Raw genomic sequence first — 19,482 nt, forward strand, 5'->3', positions numbered from 1 at the left:
GCTAATTATAAACAACAAAAGCTTATCTTTGATTTTGCTTGAATAACTAGTCAACCCAAAAGAATTGCTTTTTCATACTTTTTCAGCAACCCCTACGATAGATGTGGTTCAAATAAATGAAAACTGCTGTAACTTTCATTCGGTGGGTTTAAGTTTCATACCAACTAACAAGCCGCAAGTATGTAAGTCTTGTTCTGTCTTACAAAGTTGCTCAAGAGGGGAGACCCCAAGACCGCAATGCAGCGCTAAATCCCCTATACATTACTGTACCCAACGGCTACGCTCAGGGCATCGCTTCCGACTTCCGACTTCCGACTTCTTTAATCAATGATAGTGCCACTCAAAAGGAATGATCGCTGGAGGAGAGCAGGCGATCGCCGATCTATGTAAAATTAATTTTGTTTAGGTATTTATCAACACAGATGATTTACCTTAGCCGCGAGTTGTGCAGGGTTCATCTGCTCGTAGTGTTCAAAGGGTTGGTGAATCCAGGGGTTGTCAGCCAAGTAATCGACATAATAATCGGGTGCTATAACTGAGCAGGCTTTATACCAAAGTACGGCGGTGCGAATTTCCTCAATCGGAAAATCAATATTTTGCTTGAGCCAAGGTATAGTCTGTTGCAGTGTGATCCCAGAATCTACTAAGTCATCCACTAGAAGAATGCGCGAATCTAACTTTTCGGCGGTCATTGTCAAGTGGCGCGAGAAAATTAAATTACTTCTTTCTTGCTTACCAGCGCCACTGTAAGATGAGGTTGCTAAAATTGCCAGTGGTTGCTGGTATATACGGGAAAGAATATCTCCAACTCGTAGTCCTCCTCTAGCAAGACAGATAATCTGGTTAAATTCCCAACCGGATTCATAAATCTGAATAGCCAGTTGTTCAATTTTTTGGTGATAATCTGACCAAGAAACATAAAGGTCTGGCATAAGTCTAACGGGAGTGGTAGATAACTAGTATTGAAGGCGATGTCTACGATGGTCACTGAGCTTGCGCCGAAATGCGGGGTGTTCGGTGACGCAAACTTTATATTTTAGTATGAGTGCAAGTTATTATGAACGATTCTGCTACTGATGGCGATGCCCAACGAGATCCTAAGAGTCAAAAACTCGACTTTAAAACAAAACTGGCTTACGGTGCTGGGGATTTAGGCCCAGCAATTACTGCAAATATCTCCGTCTTTTATCTGCTGTTTTTCTTTACCAATATCGCTGGTATCCCTGCGGGTTTAGCTGGCGCTATTTTGATGATTGGCAAAATCTGGGATGGGATAAATGATCCGGTTATCGGGTTCCTGAGCGATAAAACGAAATCTCGTCGCTGGGGTCGTCGTCTTCCTTGGATGTTTTATGGAGCAATTCCCTTTGGAATTTTCTTCTTCTTGCAGTGGATTGTACCGCAATTTAGGGCAAATCAGAGTGATAATATTTGGCCACTGTTCTGGTATTACGTGGCGATTGGGGTGCTATCTCAGTCCTTTTTCACGGTTGTGAATTTGCCTTATACGGCGATGACTCCAGAACTAACTCAAGATTACGACGAACGCACCGGTCTTAACAGCTTTCGATTTACATTTTCCATTGGTGGTAGCATTCTGTCGTTGATTTTAGCGCAAATTGTTTTTTCCCAAATTGCCGATCGCCAACAACGATATCTCGTTTTAGCAGCAATTTGTACCGTAATTTCGATTTTGGCATTATATTGGTGCGTTTTTGGAGTCCGCGATCGCATCCTGGCTTTTGAGGCCAAACGCATCCAAGCCGAAGAACCTGCATCTCTCCCCTTCTTAGAACAGCTAAAAATTGTCTTTAGCAACCGACCTTTTCTATTTGTTATTGGTATATATCTTTTTTCTTGGCTAGGTGTGCAGATTACAGCCAGCATTATTCCCTATTTTGTAGTCTATTATATGGGTCTTAAAGAATCAGATGTGCCCACACTGCTGATTGCAGTCCAAGGAACTGCCCTGCTGATGCTATTTGTCTGGGGGGCGTTGAGTAAAAAAATCGGGAAAAAACTTGTTTATTTTCTGGGAATGAGTTTATGGATTATAGCAGCAGCCGGACTATTTTTCTTACAGCCTGGTCAAATAGTTTTGATGTATGTGATGGCTGTGATGGCGGGTGTTGGTGTATCCACAGCTTATCTAATTCCCTGGTCGATGATTCCAGATGTGATTGAATTAGATGAACTCCAAACCGGACAACGCAGAGAAGGCATTTTTTATGGCTTCATGGTTTTGCTACAAAAATTTGGTTTAGCTTTCGGGCTGTTTTTGGTAGGAAATGCTTTGCAAGTATCGGGTTTCAAAGCATCTGTAGCCGGAAGTCCACCACCCATCCAACCGGAATCGGCACTGTTTGCTATTCGCGTTGCTGTTGGCCCCATACCTACAGTTTGTTTGATTCTGGGCTTAGTTTTAACGTATTTTTACCCGATTACCCGCGAGATGCACGCAGAAATTATGCTGAAACTCAAAGAACGGCAAGAGAAGAAGGGGAGTTAAGGAAGTCGGAAGTCGCAAGTCGGAAGTCGCAAGTAAGTTTTGTGACTTGTGTTGAGCGAAGTCGAAATACGGGGATTTCAATTAGGCTTCAATTCATGCTGCCGTCGTTAGGCAGGGGAATTAAACTGAACATACTTTGTTAAGGAAGTCGGAAGTAAAGTTTTGTCATGGGGATTTAACCCCAACACAAAACTTGCCGCTTGATAGTTGCTTTTTACTTACAGCAATTTTCATTAGACATAGGAGTGAAAATGAATGTAGAGACGTAGCACTGCTACGTCTCTACAAGGGTTCTGGGTAACGCATATTTAATTTCTACCAGATGTCTATAATTTAACAAAATCTGCGTAGGTTGGGTGGAGGAACGAAACCCAACATTTTCGTGGGTTTGTTGGGTTTCACTACGTTCCACCCAACCTACGATTATCCTTAACCCAAGCGTATTGAAATAGGTTGTTTCAGGCTTTTGTTAATTATCCTTTGGTCGTAAATAGACGATGCTGTAGGGGAAAAGCCATGCTCATTGGTGTCAACTTAACGTGAAAGCCTTTTAAAACCTCGTTTCTAGCCAGAGGCTAGAAATGCACCTCATAGCGGCTCTGCCGCAAGTCTTGAGGCGGAGCCTCTCGGAATGCATTCCCAGTCTCCGACTGGGAACGAGATAATCTCTAAAAGCTGGTTCTAGGCTGGTTTTCACCTTAAGTTGACACCAATGAGCATTGCGCTTTACCCCTACGAAAGATGTGGTTTTTCACCTGATACATATTTGATATTTCTTGTCAATGCGTAAGTCCTGTTAATTACGAATTACGAATTATGTTCATCCCAAGCCACGGGAAAGGAATAATCTGAAAATGCCGAGAAATCATGATTTTCGCTGCGGGTTTCTTCATCCAGAACTTTGACAACTTTGTTATAAATGTCTTGTGCTTGTTGCGGGGAATCACCGATGCTGGTTAATCCCAACTTGCCAAACTGCGAAAGGCAACCCATAAGATGAAACACTGTGCCCGTTTCAGTCCCACTGTCGAAGTGTAGTCTCTGGTCAGCGATAATATCCATCAAATCATTCGGCAATAATCCCTGATAGCGCTCTTTTTGGAGATTATCAGTGGCAATGTAGTATTTTGGACGACCTTGCTGACTATAAAATAAGCCCGTGGAAAGGTCATAGCGACCGTTTGTTAATAATTTCAGGGTCATGAATGGATGAGTTGTGCCGCCTTTACGCAGGTTAATTTCGATCGCCTGAATATCCCAATCTTCGTTACCCTTGTCAACGGCGATGAAATCTACGCCATATCGCTCTAAAGTGCCTTTCTCTGCTAGCTTTCTGCCAACTTGTAATCCCAATTGCTGTAATTGGAATCGATAGCTTTCATCAGCCGGGAAGCGACAACCAAGGTAAATCTGACCGTCTGGGCCGCCGAGAATTTGGTCGTGGGTTGAAAGAATTTCGACTTCGCCATTGGGTGTGATCCGTCCTTGGACACTGGGCGATCGCTTAATTTTCCCTTCCACAAATGCTTCGGAAATTGCCCCTAATTCCGTGATTCTTCCCGAAAAATTGTCCCAAGTCTCTTGTTTTGCTTGAAAGCGCATTGTTGAGAAGCGATCGCTAATTGCTGCTACCCTTTGGGCATGAGTACCTTTATCAGGTGCTAAATTCTGAATCGGTCTGAGATCGAGCAATGCATTCCCCTCTCCAGAAATGCCTTCATTAAGTTTTACCACCACCCGTTGTAATGTTGGTTGTCGTTCCCATAAATCACTAGTAGCTTCTGCCAAATCTGTGTGGTTCCAAACTTTTTCGCTGCCATCTGGATGTGGTACTTTGCTTTCGGCAAATATTTGCCGACTACCACTTTTTGTCCCCCAAATCTGTAAATCTGGTGCGGCAGCATACAGGGGTACACCTAATTTTAAAGACAATTCGCCTTCCCAGTGCGAAGAGTTGTAGCAGATCATAAATGATTTGTCTAGTCTCAAAGCTTGACGAATTCGCTCTAGCAGGCGGGGGCGTTCTAAAATCTTTTGGCTTAGAGGCTTAAGGGAGGAATCGTAAGTAGAAAGTAGCAGCAAGCGATTGCGAGCATGAGAAAAGGGAATTCCTGGCAACAGTTGCAGATAATAATCAATGATACTAGGATGTAGCGGTACTGATGTCACATAAACTAGTCTAGTCCGGGGATTTTGCAACCGAATTAAGGAAAATAGTAATCTTTCTTCATAATGTTCGCAGCCTTCAATCTTTTGGAGTTCGCGCTGGTCGATACTCAGGGAGGGAATAATTAAAATATCTGCTTCACTATTGTCAAATAGCTCGCTCGTTTTCCAGCGATCGCGCAGGGTTAATTGTAAGTGGCGAAACTTTTCAGCCTGCTCTAACTCGGAAATATTTAGTGTTGCCATAACCCTTGCTCTCTAATAATCCCAATGTAGCGTACCATGCCGCTTTTGGACAATTAGTTGGGAGTATTGCTATATATGTTTTGTAATGTTAAATATTGAGATTTGCTCGTAGTAAGTGACAAGAGATAATTATAAACCTAATTTAGTAACTCTGATTTCCTTAATTTATTTTCCGTCTTAAGGGTGAGTAAATTCCAGCTTACTTTACCTCTAAGGAGCGATAAAGTAGAACAACATAATAGTTAACTTGAAAGCAGATGAAAAGGATAAATTCTTCATCAGATGCGAGTTGTGTACTTGTTTTTCGTGGTCAGGTGAATAGCTGTTGTGAGTATAAATACCTGAAATTGCTAATGGCTAGTGGGAGCCAAAGCGAAAAATAAACCTTGGGTTGAATTTTCGATCCAAGGTTTACTTCTGCAATGAGGAGCAGGGCGAAATAACCAATGCCCAATTCAATATACAATTACCAAGACAAAACCTATGGCTAAATCAAAAGAGCAAAAAGAGCAAAAAGAAAAAAAATTACAACCGCCACAGGAACAAGAAACACCAGGTGTTGAATCAGAAATGACACCAAAACCCAAAGCAGATGATGCTCAGTATCGGGGTAGTGGCAAGTTGCAAGATAAAGTAGCATTGATTACGGGTGCAGATAGTGGTATTGGACGTGCTGTAGCGATCGCATTTGCTAAAGAAGGTGCAGATGTAGCGATCCTTTACCTTAATGAACACGACGATGCCAAAGAAACAAAACATTTGGTAAAAAAACAAGGGCGTCGCGCAGTAACCATTGCAGGCGATATTGGCAATGAAGCTTTTTGTCAGCAAGCTATACAACAAACAATTGATGAGTTTGGCAAACTCGATATTCTCGTCAACAACGCCGCCGAACAACATCCCAAAGAAAGTATCGAGGAAATCACCGAAGAACAACTAGAGCGCACTTTTCGCACTAATATATTCTCGATGTTTTTCATGACTAAAGCTGCACTCAAGCATTTACAAGCGGGCAGTTCTATCATTAATACCACATCGGTAACAGCTTATAAAGGCAACCCACAACTACTAGATTATTCGTCTACAAAAGGTGCGATCGTTGCCTTTACTCGCTCCTTATCACAAAATTTGGTGTCAAAAGGAATTCGGGTTAATGCTGTCGCGCCAGGGCCAATTTGGACACCTTTAATTCCCTCAACTTTTCCCAAAGAGAAGGTTGAAACTTTTGGCAAACAAGTACCAATGGAACGAGCCGGACAACCAGAAGAAGTTGCTCCTAGCTACGTATTTTTAGCATCTGATGATGGTTCTTATATCTCTGGACAAGTGTTACATGTCAATGGTGGAGAAGTTGTCAATGGGTAAGTAAAAGAGTTAGGAGTCATTCAATTTTGGATTTTGGATTTTGGATTTTGGATTTTAGATTTTTCTTTCAATCCAAAATTCAAAATCTATCTAAAACTGGTAGAGTTTGGAGTGAGAAATTTTTACTTCTTCATTCTTCACTGCTAACTCCTAACTCTCCCCTAATTGTCTTCCATTGGAGGGATGAGTGAATGTTCAAATATTGATAATCTATCTAGCAGCAAACATTTAAGAAATAATAACTACGTCTATGGCATCTCCTACACCACTGCATGGCACGGAACTAGTAGATTGTGCTAGAGCAAATGCCAAGGAAGGAATTGAAACTGCTGCTTATCAGTGTGGCTATGGTCAAGACCTCAACAAATTTGCACAACAACTCAGACAAGCTTGTGAAGAAATGAATTTACAAGTGAAGGAACTTAGCGGATTGATTACTGATCAGGACTTGATACTACAATTGGGTACTGGCGAAATTGTTGCTCCAATAACGGAATCAGAATTGTAAAAGTTAGTCATTTTTGATTTTTCATAGCAGATTAGTGCCTATAGCGATCGCTACTTCTAATCTTCCTTACAGAAAATAAACCTTAGACAGTAGCGATCGCATCTAACATTCCTCCCAATAATGCCCTAGCGTAGACGCAAAGCGGACTTTCGTCAGACATCCCCTCCTAGCCTATTCTGAATTCTGCATTCTTCTTCAAGATAACTTTGTTAGAAATCCCAACAATTTTTTGGTATTTGATGTCAGGAGTGTACGACGATAAGCATCAGCTGCTTTTTTAATCGCTTCAGCTTGAGTGGGATAAGGATGAATTACACTGCTTAACTTACTCAAACCGATCTTATTTACCATTGCCGTAGTCACAACTGATATCATCTCACCCGCGTGACTGGCGACAATAGTTGCACCGATAATTTCATCAGACCCCTTTTTATGGTGGATTTTGAGAAATCCTGACTCTTCACCATCAGCGATCGCTCGGTCTACACTATTAAAAGGTATCTTGATTGTCGTCACCTCAATACCCAATTTCTCCGCCTCGTGTTCGTACAACCCGACATGGGCAATTTCTGGGTCAGTATAAGTTACCCACGGCATCACCAGACTACTGAGTTTGGAGCGTCCTAAACCAAAGGGAGAAAACAGCGTATTTTTAATTACAATCCGCGCTGCGGCATCAGCAGCATGGGTAAACTTCCAATTCATACAGATATCGCCAGCTGCATAAATCTTGGGATTGGTTGTCTGGAGGTAATCATTTACTTTTACACCTTGGCGCTTGTCGTATTCTACACCCACTGCTTCTAAATTTAAACCTTCCACATTCGGCGATCGCCCCGCACCGACTAAAATTTCATCTACTGTCACCGAATCTCGATGACCATTGGAGGAAAAGTAAAGCCGTTTACCTTGGGTAACTGTCACCACTTCTTCTAATTTAGAATTCAACACCACGCGAATTCCTTCGCTAATCAAAACCTTTTGGAGAATTTCAGCCGCTTCAGCATCTTCTTTATTCAGAAGATGAGAACCGCTATGGAAAAGTATCACCTCACAACCCAAGCGCCCGAAAGCCTGCGCCAATTCGCAACCAATGGGGCCGCCACCAATCACTGCTAAATGTTCCGGTCGTTGAATCAGCGAAAAAACCGTCTCATTAGTTAGATAACCCGCCTTTTCAATTCCCGGAATCGGGGGTTGTGCAGCTCTTGCGCCAGTAGCAATTACAGCTTTTTTAAACCGGAGAGTTTTGTCGCCAACTTCCACGGTATTTTTACTTGCAAATCGAGCGCTACCCAAAAAGACATCGACACCCAACGATGAGAAGCGTTCAGCCGAGTCGTTATGACTAATATCAGCTCTTATCCGCCGCATCCTGGCCATGACTTCAGTAAAATCAACATCAATATTATGTTGGGGAATATTAATTCCTAAGTCTTCAGCATCCCAGATTTCGCCAACGACGCGGGCAGACCGAATAATAGTTTTAGATGGTACGCAACCAACATTTAAGCAATCTCCACCCATGAGATGCTTTTCAATTATCGCCACTTTTAAACCCAAATCCAGACCCGCCGCGCCAGCCGCCACTACTAATCCCGCCGTCCCAGCACCAATTACTACCAAGTCGTAAACATCGGCGGGTTGAGGATTAACCCAATTTGGCGGATGGACGTAAGACACCAACTTTTGGTTATACTCATCCATTGGGCGAACTGTGACTCTCTCGAATTCTGAATTGGTCATTAGTGGAACCTCATTTGAGAATTAAAAATGCTCAAGTCAACGCCTTTGCGGTATTCAAAATTAAGAATCCCGATAAATTTAGGCGGCTCAATCTTTTATTTTTAATGCTTATTTAACAATGAATACAGCCTTTGAACTGTTTTGTCCGTCTGGAATTGACAGATACTATTAAAGCTTTCCTGTATAAAGGTTTTAGAGGGAGCATCTCAATGAGTGTAAAAAGCCTTGTAAAACCTCACCCCAACCCTCTCCGTGGTAAGGCTACGGTGTATACACAAGTCTGAAATAGTTTACTCACCTCGTTTTTCACCTCAGTTTTACCCCACCCTAACCCTCCCCGATGGATTGGGGAGGGAACTAGATTCTTGTTTCCCCCCTTTATAAGCTATCCATTACCCGGATCTTTCTTAACATTTGCGATCGCTAGCTCACCAAATCCCGAAGCCTTAAAGCTACGTCGTCTATTCTCAATAAAAGTGAGTTTTTATCGAGAACAATAAGTGCTAATTTGTCAAGCTAGCAATAAAATCCAAGCCTTGTGAACCTTATAAAACAATGGTTTCAAGATTGTTAAGAAAGATGTGACTAATGGATAGCCTTGGAAAGGGGAGGGAACTAGATTCTTGTTTCCCCCCTTTATAAGGGGGGATTAAGGGGGGTAATTTGACTTGTGTATACACCGTAGCCTTGGTAAGGAGAGGGAGCAAGAATCTTGTTTCTCGTCTGGTATATTTGCTTTCACTGAGATGCTCCCGGTTTCAGCAAGGAATAATTTATCTTTAGCATTTTAATTGCTATTTACCTGCTCTTCTAAAGCTTTGCGTGCAATCTGGGTTACATAAACTGTCACAGCGACTGTTGCAATCAAACCCAAGATGCGAATTGCCCATTGTAAAGTCGGGTTGGTAGGTTGAGCCTCAGTGCCAATCATGGCCAGATTACCCGCAAGGGAACCAATATAAACGTACATCACAGTTCCGGGAATCATACCTACAGAGCCGATGAAGTAATCTTTAAGTGAAACTCCCGTGATGCCAAAGGCATAGTTTAATAAATTGAAAGGAAATATCGGGGATAGTCGCGTTAACAGGACAATTTTTAATCCTTCTCTACCAACAGCTTGGTCAATGGCGGCAAATTTTTTATTATCTGCAATTTTACCAGCAACCCAGCCTCTTGCTAAATAACGTCCCACAAGGAAAGCAGCAGTAGCGCCAAGGGTTGCACCAATAAACACGTAGAGAGAACCCCAAACGGCACCAAAAATTACACCCGCTCCCAAGGTGAGAATAGAACCTGGGAAAAAAGCGACGGTAGCGATAATGTAAAGGGCAATAAAAGCGATCGCTCCTACTGTACCAAGGCTATCAATCCACTGCAACGCATTCGCTAAAATAGCTTGAGGATTAAAAGAATTTGAATTTACAGATTCTTGTGCTAAGGCAAAGTCAGTATTTAACAAAAAAGCAAAGCTAAGTATTAGTAATATTAATACAATCAATCTAAAAAACTTCCGCAAATCTCCCGGATTAAATCGATTTGCTATAAATTGCTTGTTCATAACTTGCACGGGATGAATTTTTGACCTTCTGAGGCTCGACGTTGACCTTCTGAGGCTCGACGTTGACCTTCTGAGGCTCAATGTTGACCTTCTGAGGCTCAATGTTGACCTTCTGAGGCTCAATGTTGACCTTCTGAGGCTCGATGTTGACCTTTTGAGGCTCAATGTTGACCTTCCGAGGCTCAATGTTGACCTTCCGAGGCTCGATGTTGACCTTTTGAGGCTCAATGTTGGCCTTCCGAGGCTCAATGTTGATATTTACACCTTAAATCTAATATCTCTAAGATATACTACCTGACTTTTCACTGTATCTGGAAAACCTCACTTCTATTTCTCTCTCCTACAAGGAGAGAGACTTTGAATTTTCCCCCTTCCCCTGTCGGGAAGGGGGCTAGGGGGTTAGGTCTTTCATCGGTTTTTCCACATGACCTGAATTGTCAGGATATACTACCTACATCAGAAATAGCTTAAACCTTCTTAAATTTTTCTCGGCGATACCAGCGACAAATTCGCTGAGGTGAAATACCGAGTAAATAAGCAATAATTACTATTTGATTAAGTAGCGTAGTTTTGAATACTCCTTTTTGTAACCATCTACGGGCTGAGGTAACAACTGGTGTGGGAATAATTACAATGTATCCGATGCCTTTTAAACGACGTATGAGTTCAAAGTCTTCCATGATAGGCAATTCGGGAAAACCACCGATTTGCTGAAATACTGCCTTTGTTAAAAAAATTGCTTGGTCGCCATAGGGCATTTGGCAAAAATGCGATCGCGCATTTACTCCCCACTCCACCCATCGTAAACTTAAAACTGATGCATCAATCCGCAAGTTAAACGCACCAGCCACAGTCCCCGGTTGTTGTAGCGCTGTGCGAATCATGTTATCAAACCCGGTCGGTAAACGAGTATCTGCATGCAGAAATAATAGAATATCACCACTAGCAGCTAAAGCACCCGCGTTCATTTGCACAGCCCGACCGGGAGACGATGAGATAACTTTGATACCTAATAACTGAGCAATTTCTAATGTGCCATCTTCTGAGCCAGCATCTACGACAATTATTTCTATATCTTTACTGGGTTGAGTAGTTGCGATTGCTTCTTTAATATTCCCCGCTTCATTGAGAGTTGGAATAATAATAGAAATTCTGGTACTTCCAATATTCTGATTCATGATTGCTGAATTTACTGGTCTAAAACTACTGAGTTTTATAAGAAGAATTCAGAACTCAGGAGTCAATTAGCTCATCTGGAATTCGGTTACGCTCAATATAACTGTTGATTTCATTTTGGTGATCAAGATAGTAACTCAAAGCATCAAACACTTGAGCTAAAGTAATATGTGGTAAGCCTTGGGGAATTTATTCCGGTGCAACTCCCATGCGCCAAGTTTCCACAATTGCTCTCACAGGTGTGCGTGTTCCACCAATAATCGGTTCACCACCCAGAATTGCATCATCCCTAACTATCTAAATATGCTCTGTAGCTTGAACCATAACTAAATCTCTATTTACTTTTTCATGTTTATCTCCAATGGGCGACATAATTTCTAAGATTCCTGACAAATAAGACAGTCTGACATTGCGGTTGTCTTGAAGTTGTGCCTCAATCCCTTTGAATTGCTCCCAAGAAACATCCTTGAGAGTTACCAGTTTTTCTTCTGTAGGCTGGTCTACAAGTGGGATGCTCATAAAAAACACTTTCCTTATACGCGCACTAATTCTATTTTTTCGATATTGACCTAATGCACCCTATGGAAACCAGCTTCCCCTATTGCTGTAGAACTGAAACCGTCCAAAGCCCAGAAATTGGCCGTGGGATTTTTCACCCACCGGGAACGCTGTGACACCTAATAAGTAGACACCAGAAAAGCTGGGATTACTCACAGGGCGGAGGGCAATTGTGATAGTCTGTCCCGGAGTTACAGGTGGGTCAAAGGTAACAGAAACCGTGCGTGTCTCGCGCTCATTTGTGACTGGGCCTAGTGGAAGTTGCGTTTCCTTGCGATCGCTCGTTCCGACAAAAGCGCGGGTATCATTAAGATTGTAGTCGATGTTTTCTGCTCCCTCCTTTTGTGCGATCGTTACCTTCTGGAGGGATTCTCCAGCATTCTCCGGCACGTTGATAGTAAAATAATAAGTCCCGCCCCAAAAATTCACATCTTTGTAAGTAGTTGTAGCTTTAACAAGTTTTGGCGGTTCGACAAAGTAGACAGTACCATCTCTGAGTTGCACTGCTTGAGTCACCGTCACGGCAACTCCTCCAATGCTTATTGCTAACGAGAGTGTTATCCCAAATAAAGTTGCAACGCGCATGATTCAAATATAAAAAACGCACTCATTTCAATTTTAGTCCTTTGGGAATCAGTGATTTAGGAATGATAGAAGCTTGTTTTTCCCAATCAGAAGATTTCGTATACCACCAAGCCCAAGCAATTAAAACTGCTTGAAAGGGAAGTCTAACTACGTGTACCCAAGGTGAGTTTGGTATATGTTCTAGCTGAATATGATTAACCGCCATGTTGATATTGGCAGGGAAAACCGCAATAAAAAGAGCAATAAGTCCCCAAGCAGCAGCTTGACTTACAGGCGGGACTAATAAACCGATACCACCCAAAATTTCATAAAAGCCACTGAGATAAACTAATCCTAAAGGGTAAGGAAGTTGCGGCGGCATAATTTTGACATAGGGTTCTGGAATAACAAAGTGTGTCACTCCAACCACAATGATGGATATGGCAAGGACGACACGTAAAATTTCCTTATACTTATTCATAGGTTTTGCCTGATTATATACTTACCCCTATTACTTCAGTTTGACTTATAAATGTTAATCTGCCTTGAGTCAATAGGAGGAAAAATCGATAAAATTTTCCAAAATACCACTTTTTCCGAACTCACCAGAATTCAGATTTAGTATTTGATGGTGCAAGTTTTACAAGGTTATCTCTTATCAATATTCCTTCATTACCTACATTCTTTATGTAATAAGCTAGTAGTCTGTCAAGTTTAAATTGATGGATAAGCAAGTTCGTAGTAAGGACTTCAGTCCTTATTTTCTAAGCACTTTAGTGCTTACTACAAACCTTCAAAAGACGTAGACGTAGGTTGGGTGGAGCGGAGCGTAACCCAACATATATCAGGATGTTGGGTTACGCAAAGCCTCCACCCAACCTACAATTTTTTTGCAACATTTTAGGCTAGAGGGTCCACTACAAGACTACCGAGATTTTTTCAGAAATCAAATATGATTCCTATATTATTAATTACCCATAAAAAACATGAGTGATGCCTTTAGCCGACTTGCACCCTTCATCCAAGAATATATTTATCATCACCAGTGGACTGAATTACGCCCAGTTCAAATTGCCGCTTGTCAAGTTATATTTGATACTGATGCTCACTTACTAGTTACTGCTGCAACTGCTGCGGGTAAAACAGAAGCAGCCTTTCTGCCAGTTTTGACTCTATTACATACTAACCCGGCTGCAACTATCGGGGCATTATATATTAGTCCAATCAAAGCTTTAATTAATGATCAATTTGAGCGCCTCAACGACTTACTCAAAGAAGCAGATATTCCAGTTTGGCACTGGCACGGTGATGTTTCTCAAAGTCGAAAAAACAAGCTTTTAAAGAATCCTCAAGGCATTCTCCAAATTACACCAGAATCTCTAGAAAGTTTGTTAATTAACAAAAATAACGACCTACTTCGCTTATTTGGTGATTTAAGATTTGTAATCATTGATGAAATTCACGCATTTATGGGTTCAGAACGCGGTTGTCAAATTATTTGCCAATTACAACGTTTAGCAAAGTTGACGCAAAAACAACCACGCCGGATTGGTTTATCAGCAACTCTTGGTGATTACTCAACAGCTGAAGAGTGGTTGCGTTCTGGAACAGAGAAGCCAGTGATTACACCGCAAATTGACGATAGAAAACGCCAAATAAAACTAGCTGTAGAACATTTTTATATTACTGATGAAGTGGATGAATCAGAGGCGACAGCTGATGAACAATATCTTTTCAACCTCAGCAAATCTCGCAAATGCCTGATATTTGCTAATAATCGGACGCGTACCGAATCTGTAATAGCATCATTGCGAAAAATTGCCACCCAACAAGGACTACCAGATATATATCATGTGCATCATGGTAGTATATCTGCTAGCTTGCGGCAAGCAGCTGAAAATGCGATGCGTGAACCCAACAATCCAGCTGTTACCGCCGCGACTCTGACTTTAGAATTAGGCATAGATATCGGTCATTTAGAGCGAGTTATTCAGTTAGAATCGCCCTTATCTGTAGCTAGCTTTTTACAGCGATTGGGACGTAGTGGCAGACGAGGTGAAGCTGCCGATATGCGTTTTATCTGTGCTGAAGATAAACCCTTACCAGAAGCTTCTCTACCAGAGCAAATACCCTGGCAACTTTTGCAGTCTATCGCTATCATTCAACTTTATTTAGAGGAGCAATGGATTGAACCAATCAGACCGATTAAATATCCTTTGAGTTTACTTTATCACCAAACAATGAGTATTTTAACAGCGACGGGGGAAATTTCACCTAATGCACTAGCTAAACAAATTTTTAGTCTGCCGCCCTTTGCTGCTATTTCCAAAGAAGAATTCCAACTATTGCTACGCTATCTAATTGATATTGGTCATATTCAGCATACTGAACAAGGTAAACTAATCTTGGGTTTGGCAGGAGAAAAGATTGTGAGAAAATTTCAGTTTTATGCTGTCTTTGCTGAACAACAAGAATATATTGTGAAGCAAGGTACAACGGAAATTGGCAGTATCGTCACACCGCCTGCTATTGGCAATCAATTTGCTTTAGCTGGAAGAACTTGGGAAGTTGTAGAAGTTGATTTTAAAAAGAAGGCTATTTTTGTCAAACAAGCTGAGGGTAAAGCTAGTATTTATTGGCGTGGTAGTGGTGGTACTATTCATACCAAAGTTTTGCAAAGAATGCAGCAAGTTTTATTTGAGAATGTCGAGTATAGTTACTTGCAAAAAAATGCTTTGCAACGTTTACATAAAGTTCGCCAATTGGTGCAGCAGGTTGGATTAGATAAACAAAATATCTTGCAATTGGAAAAAGGTAAATGCTGTATTTTTCCCTGGATGGGTACGGTTGCTTATCGCACCTTAGAAAGATTACTCAACTCCTACTGTCGGGAATCGTTGGAAATTACAAGTATTGGCGGAGTAAATCCTTATTATTTAACAATTAAATTAGGCAAGGATAAATTTAAATATCTTTATCGTGAAATTGCTTCATTGTGTGAACAAAGAGTTAGTCCAGAAGATTTAGTCAGTACTTCAGAAGCACCAGAAATTCAAAAGTATGATCAATTTATTCCTCATCCACTTTTACGAAAAGCTTTTGCTAGCGATTATTTAGATATGAGAGAACTAAAACAGCAAGTGGGATTGTGGAGAGAATAAACAATAGCACAATGGTTTAATTACCTGAAAGTTGCTATAGGACTAGTATTTGATTTTTGAAATGCACGTAGTAGACCCTCAAGGCTTTAATAGTGCATTAGACGTAGGTTGGGTTACGCAAAGCCTCCACCCAACTGATTATCAGGATGTTGGGTTACGCAAAGCCTCCACCCAACTACAATTTTTTTGCAACATTAAAGCCATGACAGTCTACTGCAAGACTACCGAGATTTTTTCAGAAATCAAATATGATTCCTATATAACTCCTAAAAATTATAAGTAGGTAATCCAGTAGCATCAGTTTTGAGAGCAAACAAATCACCAGAGTAGAAACTTTTTTCGATCTCTGATTGGCTGAGTCCAACTGAAGCAGTGGTAATGTAAAGTGTTTGCAAATCTTCGCCGCCAAAAGTACAGCTAGTTGGCAATTGTACTGGTAGCTTTATCCGCAGTATCTCTTCACCCTTGGCGTTGAAACGAATCACACACCATCCATCCCACATAGCTGACCAGATATATCCTTCACTGTCTATTGTCAACCCATCTGGATAGAAGGATTCATTAGTTAAATCAACAAAAATACGGCGATTACTAATATTTCCTGTTAGTGAATTAAAGTCGTAAGCGTATATTTTTTTATGGGGGGAATCTGTCAAGTAAAACGTCTTTTCGTCAGGACTCCACCCCAGACCATTAGAGATAGTTAATCCTATTTCTATGACATGCAATGAATTGTCAGGGTCATAGCGATAGAGGTTAGCCTGGGGTTTTTCTAAAGAACACATTGAGCCAAACCAAAAGCGTCCTTGAGAGTCGCATTTGCCATCATTAAGACGGTTATTTGGCAGATTTCCTTCAATCTCCAAAATGGGGGTAACTTCACCTGTCTGGGTGTTGAGAAATGCTAGGTGATGACGCAGCGCCATAATTAATCTATCTGCACCTGCTGTTGCGATCGCACCTACGACATCTCCCACATCAAAAAAGCAGTTTTTCCCCGTAGCAGGATGAAACTGATGCACCCGATGGTTATAAATATCGACCCAGTACAGTAGGTTTTGTGTAGAGTCCCAGATCGGGCTTTCCCCTAAGCGCGCACGGGCTTCTAGAACATTGTGGAGTGGATATTGTCCCATAAGCAGTTAATTTAAATATTAAATCAAGTATACATCTTTACCCAATGTCAACTCAATCTCTAGTATTAAGTTATTGGTTTAATTTATAATAAATGGATTTTATGCGTTGTTTTATCATTCTTTTTATTTTAAACCATTTTGATAATAATAATTCGGGTTGAAATTTACTATAATTTTTTCTTCTAAATCATAATTACATTCCAAATCTCTATCTTCATCCAAAAAATAAGCATTTTGTTTATAGCATTCCGTAACTATTAAAATAAAATCTTTAATACTTTGACAAATTATATATAAAACATCATCTTTAGGAGTCCATACAACTGATTGATCGTCTGACAAAGTTCTGACGCAATAGTAATCACCTCCGCTACCGTATAAAAAAGGAATCATATCTGGTTGCCATCCCCAACAGTCTGGATTTTTATGTACGCTATGCAAACGATTTATAACGCTATCTACTTTATCAATTTCGATTAAATCGTATCCAGGAAGGAAGTATGTAGGAAAATCAAAATTATTAGGATGTTCAAAACAACATCCTTTAACACATGAATATATAGCGATTAAACCTTCAGGAATTGGATGAGTTGTAATGCTATTCTGAATTTCATCATCGAGTAAACCTTGTTTTAAAACAGCAATGTATCCAGGTCTTTGATTTTCGAGAATTTTTAGGAGATTTATGAAATATTGTTGAATATTTTCGCGCTCATTCATTTTCAAAAATTTGTCTTTTGATTTTTGCCAAACCTTTGCCCTGATCCGTTAACTTAAAGTTAGTCGGTCAAGATTCCCCTTATGTACCAAACAGACCCGCCTCTCTCCCCCAAAGAAGTCCTACCTACCATGTATGATCTTCCCAGTGAATACCCGGAGGACTCTGGTTTGCCTGACGAATTTCACCTTTTTCAACCCCAACTTCTGCGCGAAACCTTCTATCCACCTAACTATACAGCAGAGGAGGTTTTTGTTGCCACCGACTTAAACCTTTACTATGACCTCCGGCATACACTGTGGTATAAACGCCCAGATTGGTTTGCTGCTGTGGGAGTTTCGCGTCTCTACGAACAGCAAAACTTGCGTCTGAGTTATGTTATCTGGCAAGAAGGGGTTGCTCCTTTTGTAGTGGTAGAATTGCTTTCTCCTGGCACTGAAAAAGAAGACTTAGGACAAACTCTGCGGGAGATTAACCAACCCCCAACCAAATGGGAAGTTTATGAGCGGATTTTGCGAGTTCCTTACTACATTGTGTTTGACCGCTACACTGACAAACTCCAAGCATTCCAATTAGTTGCAGACCGCTACAGCGAATTGGACTTAAGTACCCCACGGGTGTGGATGCCGGGTTTGGAACTGGGCTTAGGACTTTGGCAAGGTTCTTACCAACGAATTGAGCGATTGTGGCTACGTTGGTATGATGCATCCGGGAATTGGCTTCCCACGCCGCTAGAAAAACTAGAACGAGAAAGTCAACGTGCTAACAGATTAGCAGCACAACTGCGAGAGTTAGGCGTTAACCCTGATGAGTTTTGAAGATGCGATCGCATCAGTAGGGGCACACAGCGATGTGCATACGTGTCAACTTAACGTGAAACCCTCGCAATGAGGTTATATCAAGCCTACTCAATTACCAATTAAGTCCTCGGAACCCCACCCCGCTTTTGTCTAGCGACAAAATCTCCCCTCCCCGTTCACGGGGAGGGGATTAAGGGGAGCCAGTGCGGTCTTGGGGTCTCCCCAAGTGGAGCATCTGGCGTGTGGGGTAAAATGCCTGTGGGATAAGCATTTGACCTTAAGTTGACACGCATGACAGCGATGTGCCCCTAAACATCTTGACTCACAAGGCTTTTAAAATTTCCTCATCTACAGAAAAATCTACTTCGGCTTTGTCTTTTGCATTAGCCAAATAATCATTTTCTAAGGAGTCATTCAGCCCGGAAATTAAATCATATTCAGGTTGCCAGTTTAACTCTGTTTGCGCTTTGTTCACCGAAGCAAAGAAATGCTGCACCCGCATCGGAAAAGCTTTGCGCTTGCCAAAATCAAACTTTTTCGGGTCGTAGTGGACGATTTTGACAGCATCGGGTGATTTGCCAGCAGCTACAGCACTAGCACGGGCTAAACCATCAAAAGTGACAAAGCGATCGCCAGAGATATTATAAATCTCTCCTATGGCTTGTTTATTGCCCAAAACCTGAGTCATTGCTTGTGCTAAGTCTTTTACATGACCTAGCTGTGTGATATGCAGTCCATTTCCGGGAATGGGAATCGGGCGATCGCGCACAATTCTGTCAAAAAACCAACCTTCCAATTCATTATAATTACGAGGTCCGTAAATATAAGTAGGACGAATAGAGGTAAAGGGCAATCCCACTTGAGTCAGGTAAGCCTCTGTTTCATGTTTACCCTTGTGGCGACTTTTGGGATCTACCGGATCACCTTCGATGTGGGGCAATTGGTCAGATTTGAGATACACCCCCGCAGAACTCATATACACAAAATGTTGCACTCGGTCTTGAAAAATCTCTGCCAGTGGTTGAGTATCAGTAAGTTCCCGTCCGTTATTGTCAAAAATGACATCAAAGTTTTCTGGCGATAACTTTGCTTTTAATTGAGTAGCATCCGTGCGATCGCCTATAATTTGTCCTACTCCCTGTAAAGGAGGTCCTGGCCGATTCCCACGATTGAACAGCACCACCTCGTGTCCTTGTTCCACTAGTAGTTGAGTCAAATACACACCAATGAACCGAGTACCACCCATAATTAGAATTCGCATAAATTTC

At 41.4% G+C, this 19,482-nt stretch carries 17 protein-coding genes; 5 read left to right on the forward strand and 12 right to left on the reverse strand.

Annotated elements, in window-relative coordinates; translation table 11 throughout:
* Positions 1–413: 413 nt before the first annotated feature.
* Positions 414–932: a phosphoribosyltransferase gene (locus tag V7K27_RS25845; protein ID WP_334951089.1), complete on the reverse strand. Its 519-nt coding sequence runs from the start codon at positions 930–932 to the stop codon at positions 414–416.
* A 125-nt stretch (positions 933–1,057) separates the two neighbouring features.
* Here V7K27_RS25845 and V7K27_RS25850 point away from each other — a divergent pair, with 125 nt between their 5' ends.
* Complete coding sequence (locus tag V7K27_RS25850; protein ID WP_334951091.1) at positions 1,058–2,509, forward strand: MFS transporter; 1,452 nt, start codon at positions 1,058–1,060, stop codon at positions 2,507–2,509.
* 807 nt (positions 2,510–3,316) lie between these two features.
* Here the strand turns inward: V7K27_RS25850 and V7K27_RS25855 are convergent.
* Entirely contained in the window at positions 3,317–4,921 is a 1,605-nt protein-coding gene (locus V7K27_RS25855; RefSeq protein ID WP_334951093.1) for a peptide ligase PGM1-related protein, read from the reverse strand.
* A gap of 483 nt (positions 4,922–5,404) precedes the next feature.
* Here V7K27_RS25855 and V7K27_RS25860 point away from each other — a divergent pair, with 483 nt between their 5' ends.
* Together V7K27_RS25860 and V7K27_RS25865 are read left to right on the forward strand one after the other, a co-directional pair.
* On the forward strand, positions 5,405–6,286 hold the full coding sequence (locus V7K27_RS25860; protein WP_334951094.1) for an SDR family oxidoreductase: 882 nt from the start codon (positions 5,405–5,407) through the stop codon (positions 6,284–6,286).
* Positions 6,287–6,536: 250 nt separating this feature from the next.
* Positions 6,537–6,794, forward strand: a complete 258-nt coding sequence (locus tag V7K27_RS25865; protein ID WP_334951096.1) for a hypothetical protein — start codon at positions 6,537–6,539, stop codon at positions 6,792–6,794.
* Positions 6,795–6,989: 195 nt separating this feature from the next.
* On the opposite strand, the gene V7K27_RS25870 is transcribed toward V7K27_RS25865, so the two are convergent.
* From V7K27_RS25870 to V7K27_RS25895, 7 genes are all read right to left on the reverse strand, one after another.
* Complete coding sequence (locus V7K27_RS25870; RefSeq protein ID WP_334951098.1) at positions 6,990–8,540, reverse strand: mercuric reductase; 1,551 nt, start codon at positions 8,538–8,540, stop codon at positions 6,990–6,992.
* Positions 8,541–9,327: 787 nt separating this feature from the next.
* Entirely contained in the window at positions 9,328–10,101 is a 774-nt protein-coding gene (locus tag V7K27_RS25875) for a TVP38/TMEM64 family protein (RefSeq protein WP_334951100.1), read from the reverse strand.
* Positions 10,102–10,568: 467 nt separating this feature from the next.
* Positions 10,569–11,279 carry a TIGR04283 family arsenosugar biosynthesis glycosyltransferase gene (locus tag V7K27_RS25880; RefSeq protein ID WP_334951102.1) on the reverse strand — a complete coding sequence of 237 codons (711 nt, stop codon included), beginning with the start codon at positions 11,277–11,279 and terminating at the stop codon, positions 10,569–10,571.
* 187 nt (positions 11,280–11,466) lie between these two features.
* Entirely contained in the window at positions 11,467–11,574 is a 108-nt protein-coding gene (locus V7K27_RS36580; protein ID WP_442947648.1) for a DUF433 domain-containing protein, read from the reverse strand.
* Entirely contained in the window at positions 11,575–11,796 is a 222-nt protein-coding gene (locus V7K27_RS25885) for a hypothetical protein (RefSeq protein ID WP_334951103.1), read from the reverse strand.
* Between the two features lie 60 nt (positions 11,797–11,856).
* On the reverse strand, positions 11,857–12,420 hold the full coding sequence (locus V7K27_RS25890; protein WP_334951105.1) for a DUF2808 domain-containing protein: 564 nt from the start codon (positions 12,418–12,420) through the stop codon (positions 11,857–11,859).
* A 22-nt stretch (positions 12,421–12,442) separates the two neighbouring features.
* Positions 12,443–12,880, reverse strand: coding sequence for a DoxX family protein (locus V7K27_RS25895; RefSeq protein WP_292765289.1), 438 nt, complete (start codon positions 12,878–12,880; stop codon positions 12,443–12,445).
* A 505-nt stretch (positions 12,881–13,385) separates the two neighbouring features.
* Here V7K27_RS25895 and V7K27_RS25900 point away from each other — a divergent pair.
* Positions 13,386–15,560, forward strand: a complete 2,175-nt coding sequence (locus V7K27_RS25900; protein WP_334951108.1) for a DEAD/DEAH box helicase — start codon at positions 13,386–13,388, stop codon at positions 15,558–15,560.
* Positions 15,561–15,826: 266 nt separating this feature from the next.
* Here the strand turns inward: V7K27_RS25900 and V7K27_RS25905 are convergent, their stop codons facing one another.
* Positions 15,827–16,696, reverse strand: a complete 870-nt coding sequence (locus V7K27_RS25905; RefSeq protein WP_334951109.1) for an SMP-30/gluconolactonase/LRE family protein — start codon at positions 16,694–16,696, stop codon at positions 15,827–15,829.
* 123 nt (positions 16,697–16,819) lie between these two features.
* Positions 16,820–17,416 (reverse strand): SMI1/KNR4 family protein, encoded by a 597-nt coding sequence (locus V7K27_RS25910; protein WP_334785146.1) that lies wholly within the window; start codon positions 17,414–17,416, stop codon positions 16,820–16,822.
* Positions 17,417–17,497: 81 nt separating this feature from the next.
* Here V7K27_RS25910 and V7K27_RS25915 point away from each other — a divergent pair, with 81 nt between their 5' ends.
* Positions 17,498–18,232 carry a Uma2 family endonuclease gene (locus V7K27_RS25915; protein WP_334951110.1) on the forward strand — a complete coding sequence of 245 codons (735 nt, stop codon included), beginning with the start codon at positions 17,498–17,500 and terminating at the stop codon, positions 18,230–18,232.
* Positions 18,233–18,536: 304 nt separating this feature from the next.
* On the opposite strand, the gene V7K27_RS25920 is transcribed toward V7K27_RS25915, so the two are convergent.
* Positions 18,537–19,475: an NAD-dependent epimerase/dehydratase family protein gene (locus V7K27_RS25920; RefSeq protein ID WP_334951111.1), complete on the reverse strand. Its 939-nt coding sequence runs from the start codon at positions 19,473–19,475 to the stop codon at positions 18,537–18,539.
* Positions 19,476–19,482: the final 7 nt, after the last annotated feature.

It is taken from the genome of Nostoc sp., assembly GCF_036919575.1.
Taxonomy (GTDB): domain Bacteria; phylum Cyanobacteriota; class Cyanobacteriia; order Cyanobacteriales; family Nostocaceae; genus Nostoc.

Bases quoted from the DNA above. Each gene is read 5' to 3' on its own strand.
- V7K27_RS25845 (WP_334951089.1), bottom strand. From the start codon at position 932: ATGCCAGACCTTTATGTTTCTTGGTCAGATTATCACCAAAAAATTGAA.
- V7K27_RS25850 (WP_334951091.1), top strand. From the start codon at position 1,058: ATGAACGATTCTGCTACTGATGGCGATGCCCAACGAGATCCTAAGAGT.
- V7K27_RS25855 (WP_334951093.1), bottom strand. From the start codon at position 4,921: ATGGCAACACTAAATATTTCCGAGTTAGAGCAGGCTGAAAAGTTTCGC.
- V7K27_RS25860 (WP_334951094.1), top strand. From the start codon at position 5,405: ATGGCTAAATCAAAAGAGCAAAAAGAGCAAAAAGAAAAAAAATTACAA.
- V7K27_RS25865 (WP_334951096.1), top strand. From the start codon at position 6,537: ATGGCATCTCCTACACCACTGCATGGCACGGAACTAGTAGATTGTGCT.
- V7K27_RS25870 (WP_334951098.1), bottom strand. From the start codon at position 8,540: ATGACCAATTCAGAATTCGAGAGAGTCACAGTTCGCCCAATGGATGAG.
- V7K27_RS25875 (WP_334951100.1), bottom strand. From the start codon at position 10,101: ATGAACAAGCAATTTATAGCAAATCGATTTAATCCGGGAGATTTGCGG.
- V7K27_RS25880 (WP_334951102.1), bottom strand. From the start codon at position 11,279: ATGAATCAGAATATTGGAAGTACCAGAATTTCTATTATTATTCCAACT.
- V7K27_RS25885 (WP_334951103.1), bottom strand. From the start codon at position 11,796: ATGAGCATCCCACTTGTAGACCAGCCTACAGAAGAAAAACTGGTAACT.
- V7K27_RS25890 (WP_334951105.1), bottom strand. From the start codon at position 12,420: ATGCGCGTTGCAACTTTATTTGGGATAACACTCTCGTTAGCAATAAGC.
- V7K27_RS25895 (WP_292765289.1), bottom strand. From the start codon at position 12,880: ATGAATAAGTATAAGGAAATTTTACGTGTCGTCCTTGCCATATCCATC.
- V7K27_RS25900 (WP_334951108.1), top strand. From the start codon at position 13,386: ATGAGTGATGCCTTTAGCCGACTTGCACCCTTCATCCAAGAATATATT.
- V7K27_RS25905 (WP_334951109.1), bottom strand. From the start codon at position 16,696: ATGGGACAATATCCACTCCACAATGTTCTAGAAGCCCGTGCGCGCTTA.
- V7K27_RS25910 (WP_334785146.1), bottom strand. From the start codon at position 17,416: ATGAATGAGCGCGAAAATATTCAACAATATTTCATAAATCTCCTAAAA.
- V7K27_RS25915 (WP_334951110.1), top strand. From the start codon at position 17,498: ATGTACCAAACAGACCCGCCTCTCTCCCCCAAAGAAGTCCTACCTACC.
- V7K27_RS25920 (WP_334951111.1), bottom strand. From the start codon at position 19,475: ATGCGAATTCTAATTATGGGTGGTACTCGGTTCATTGGTGTGTATTTG.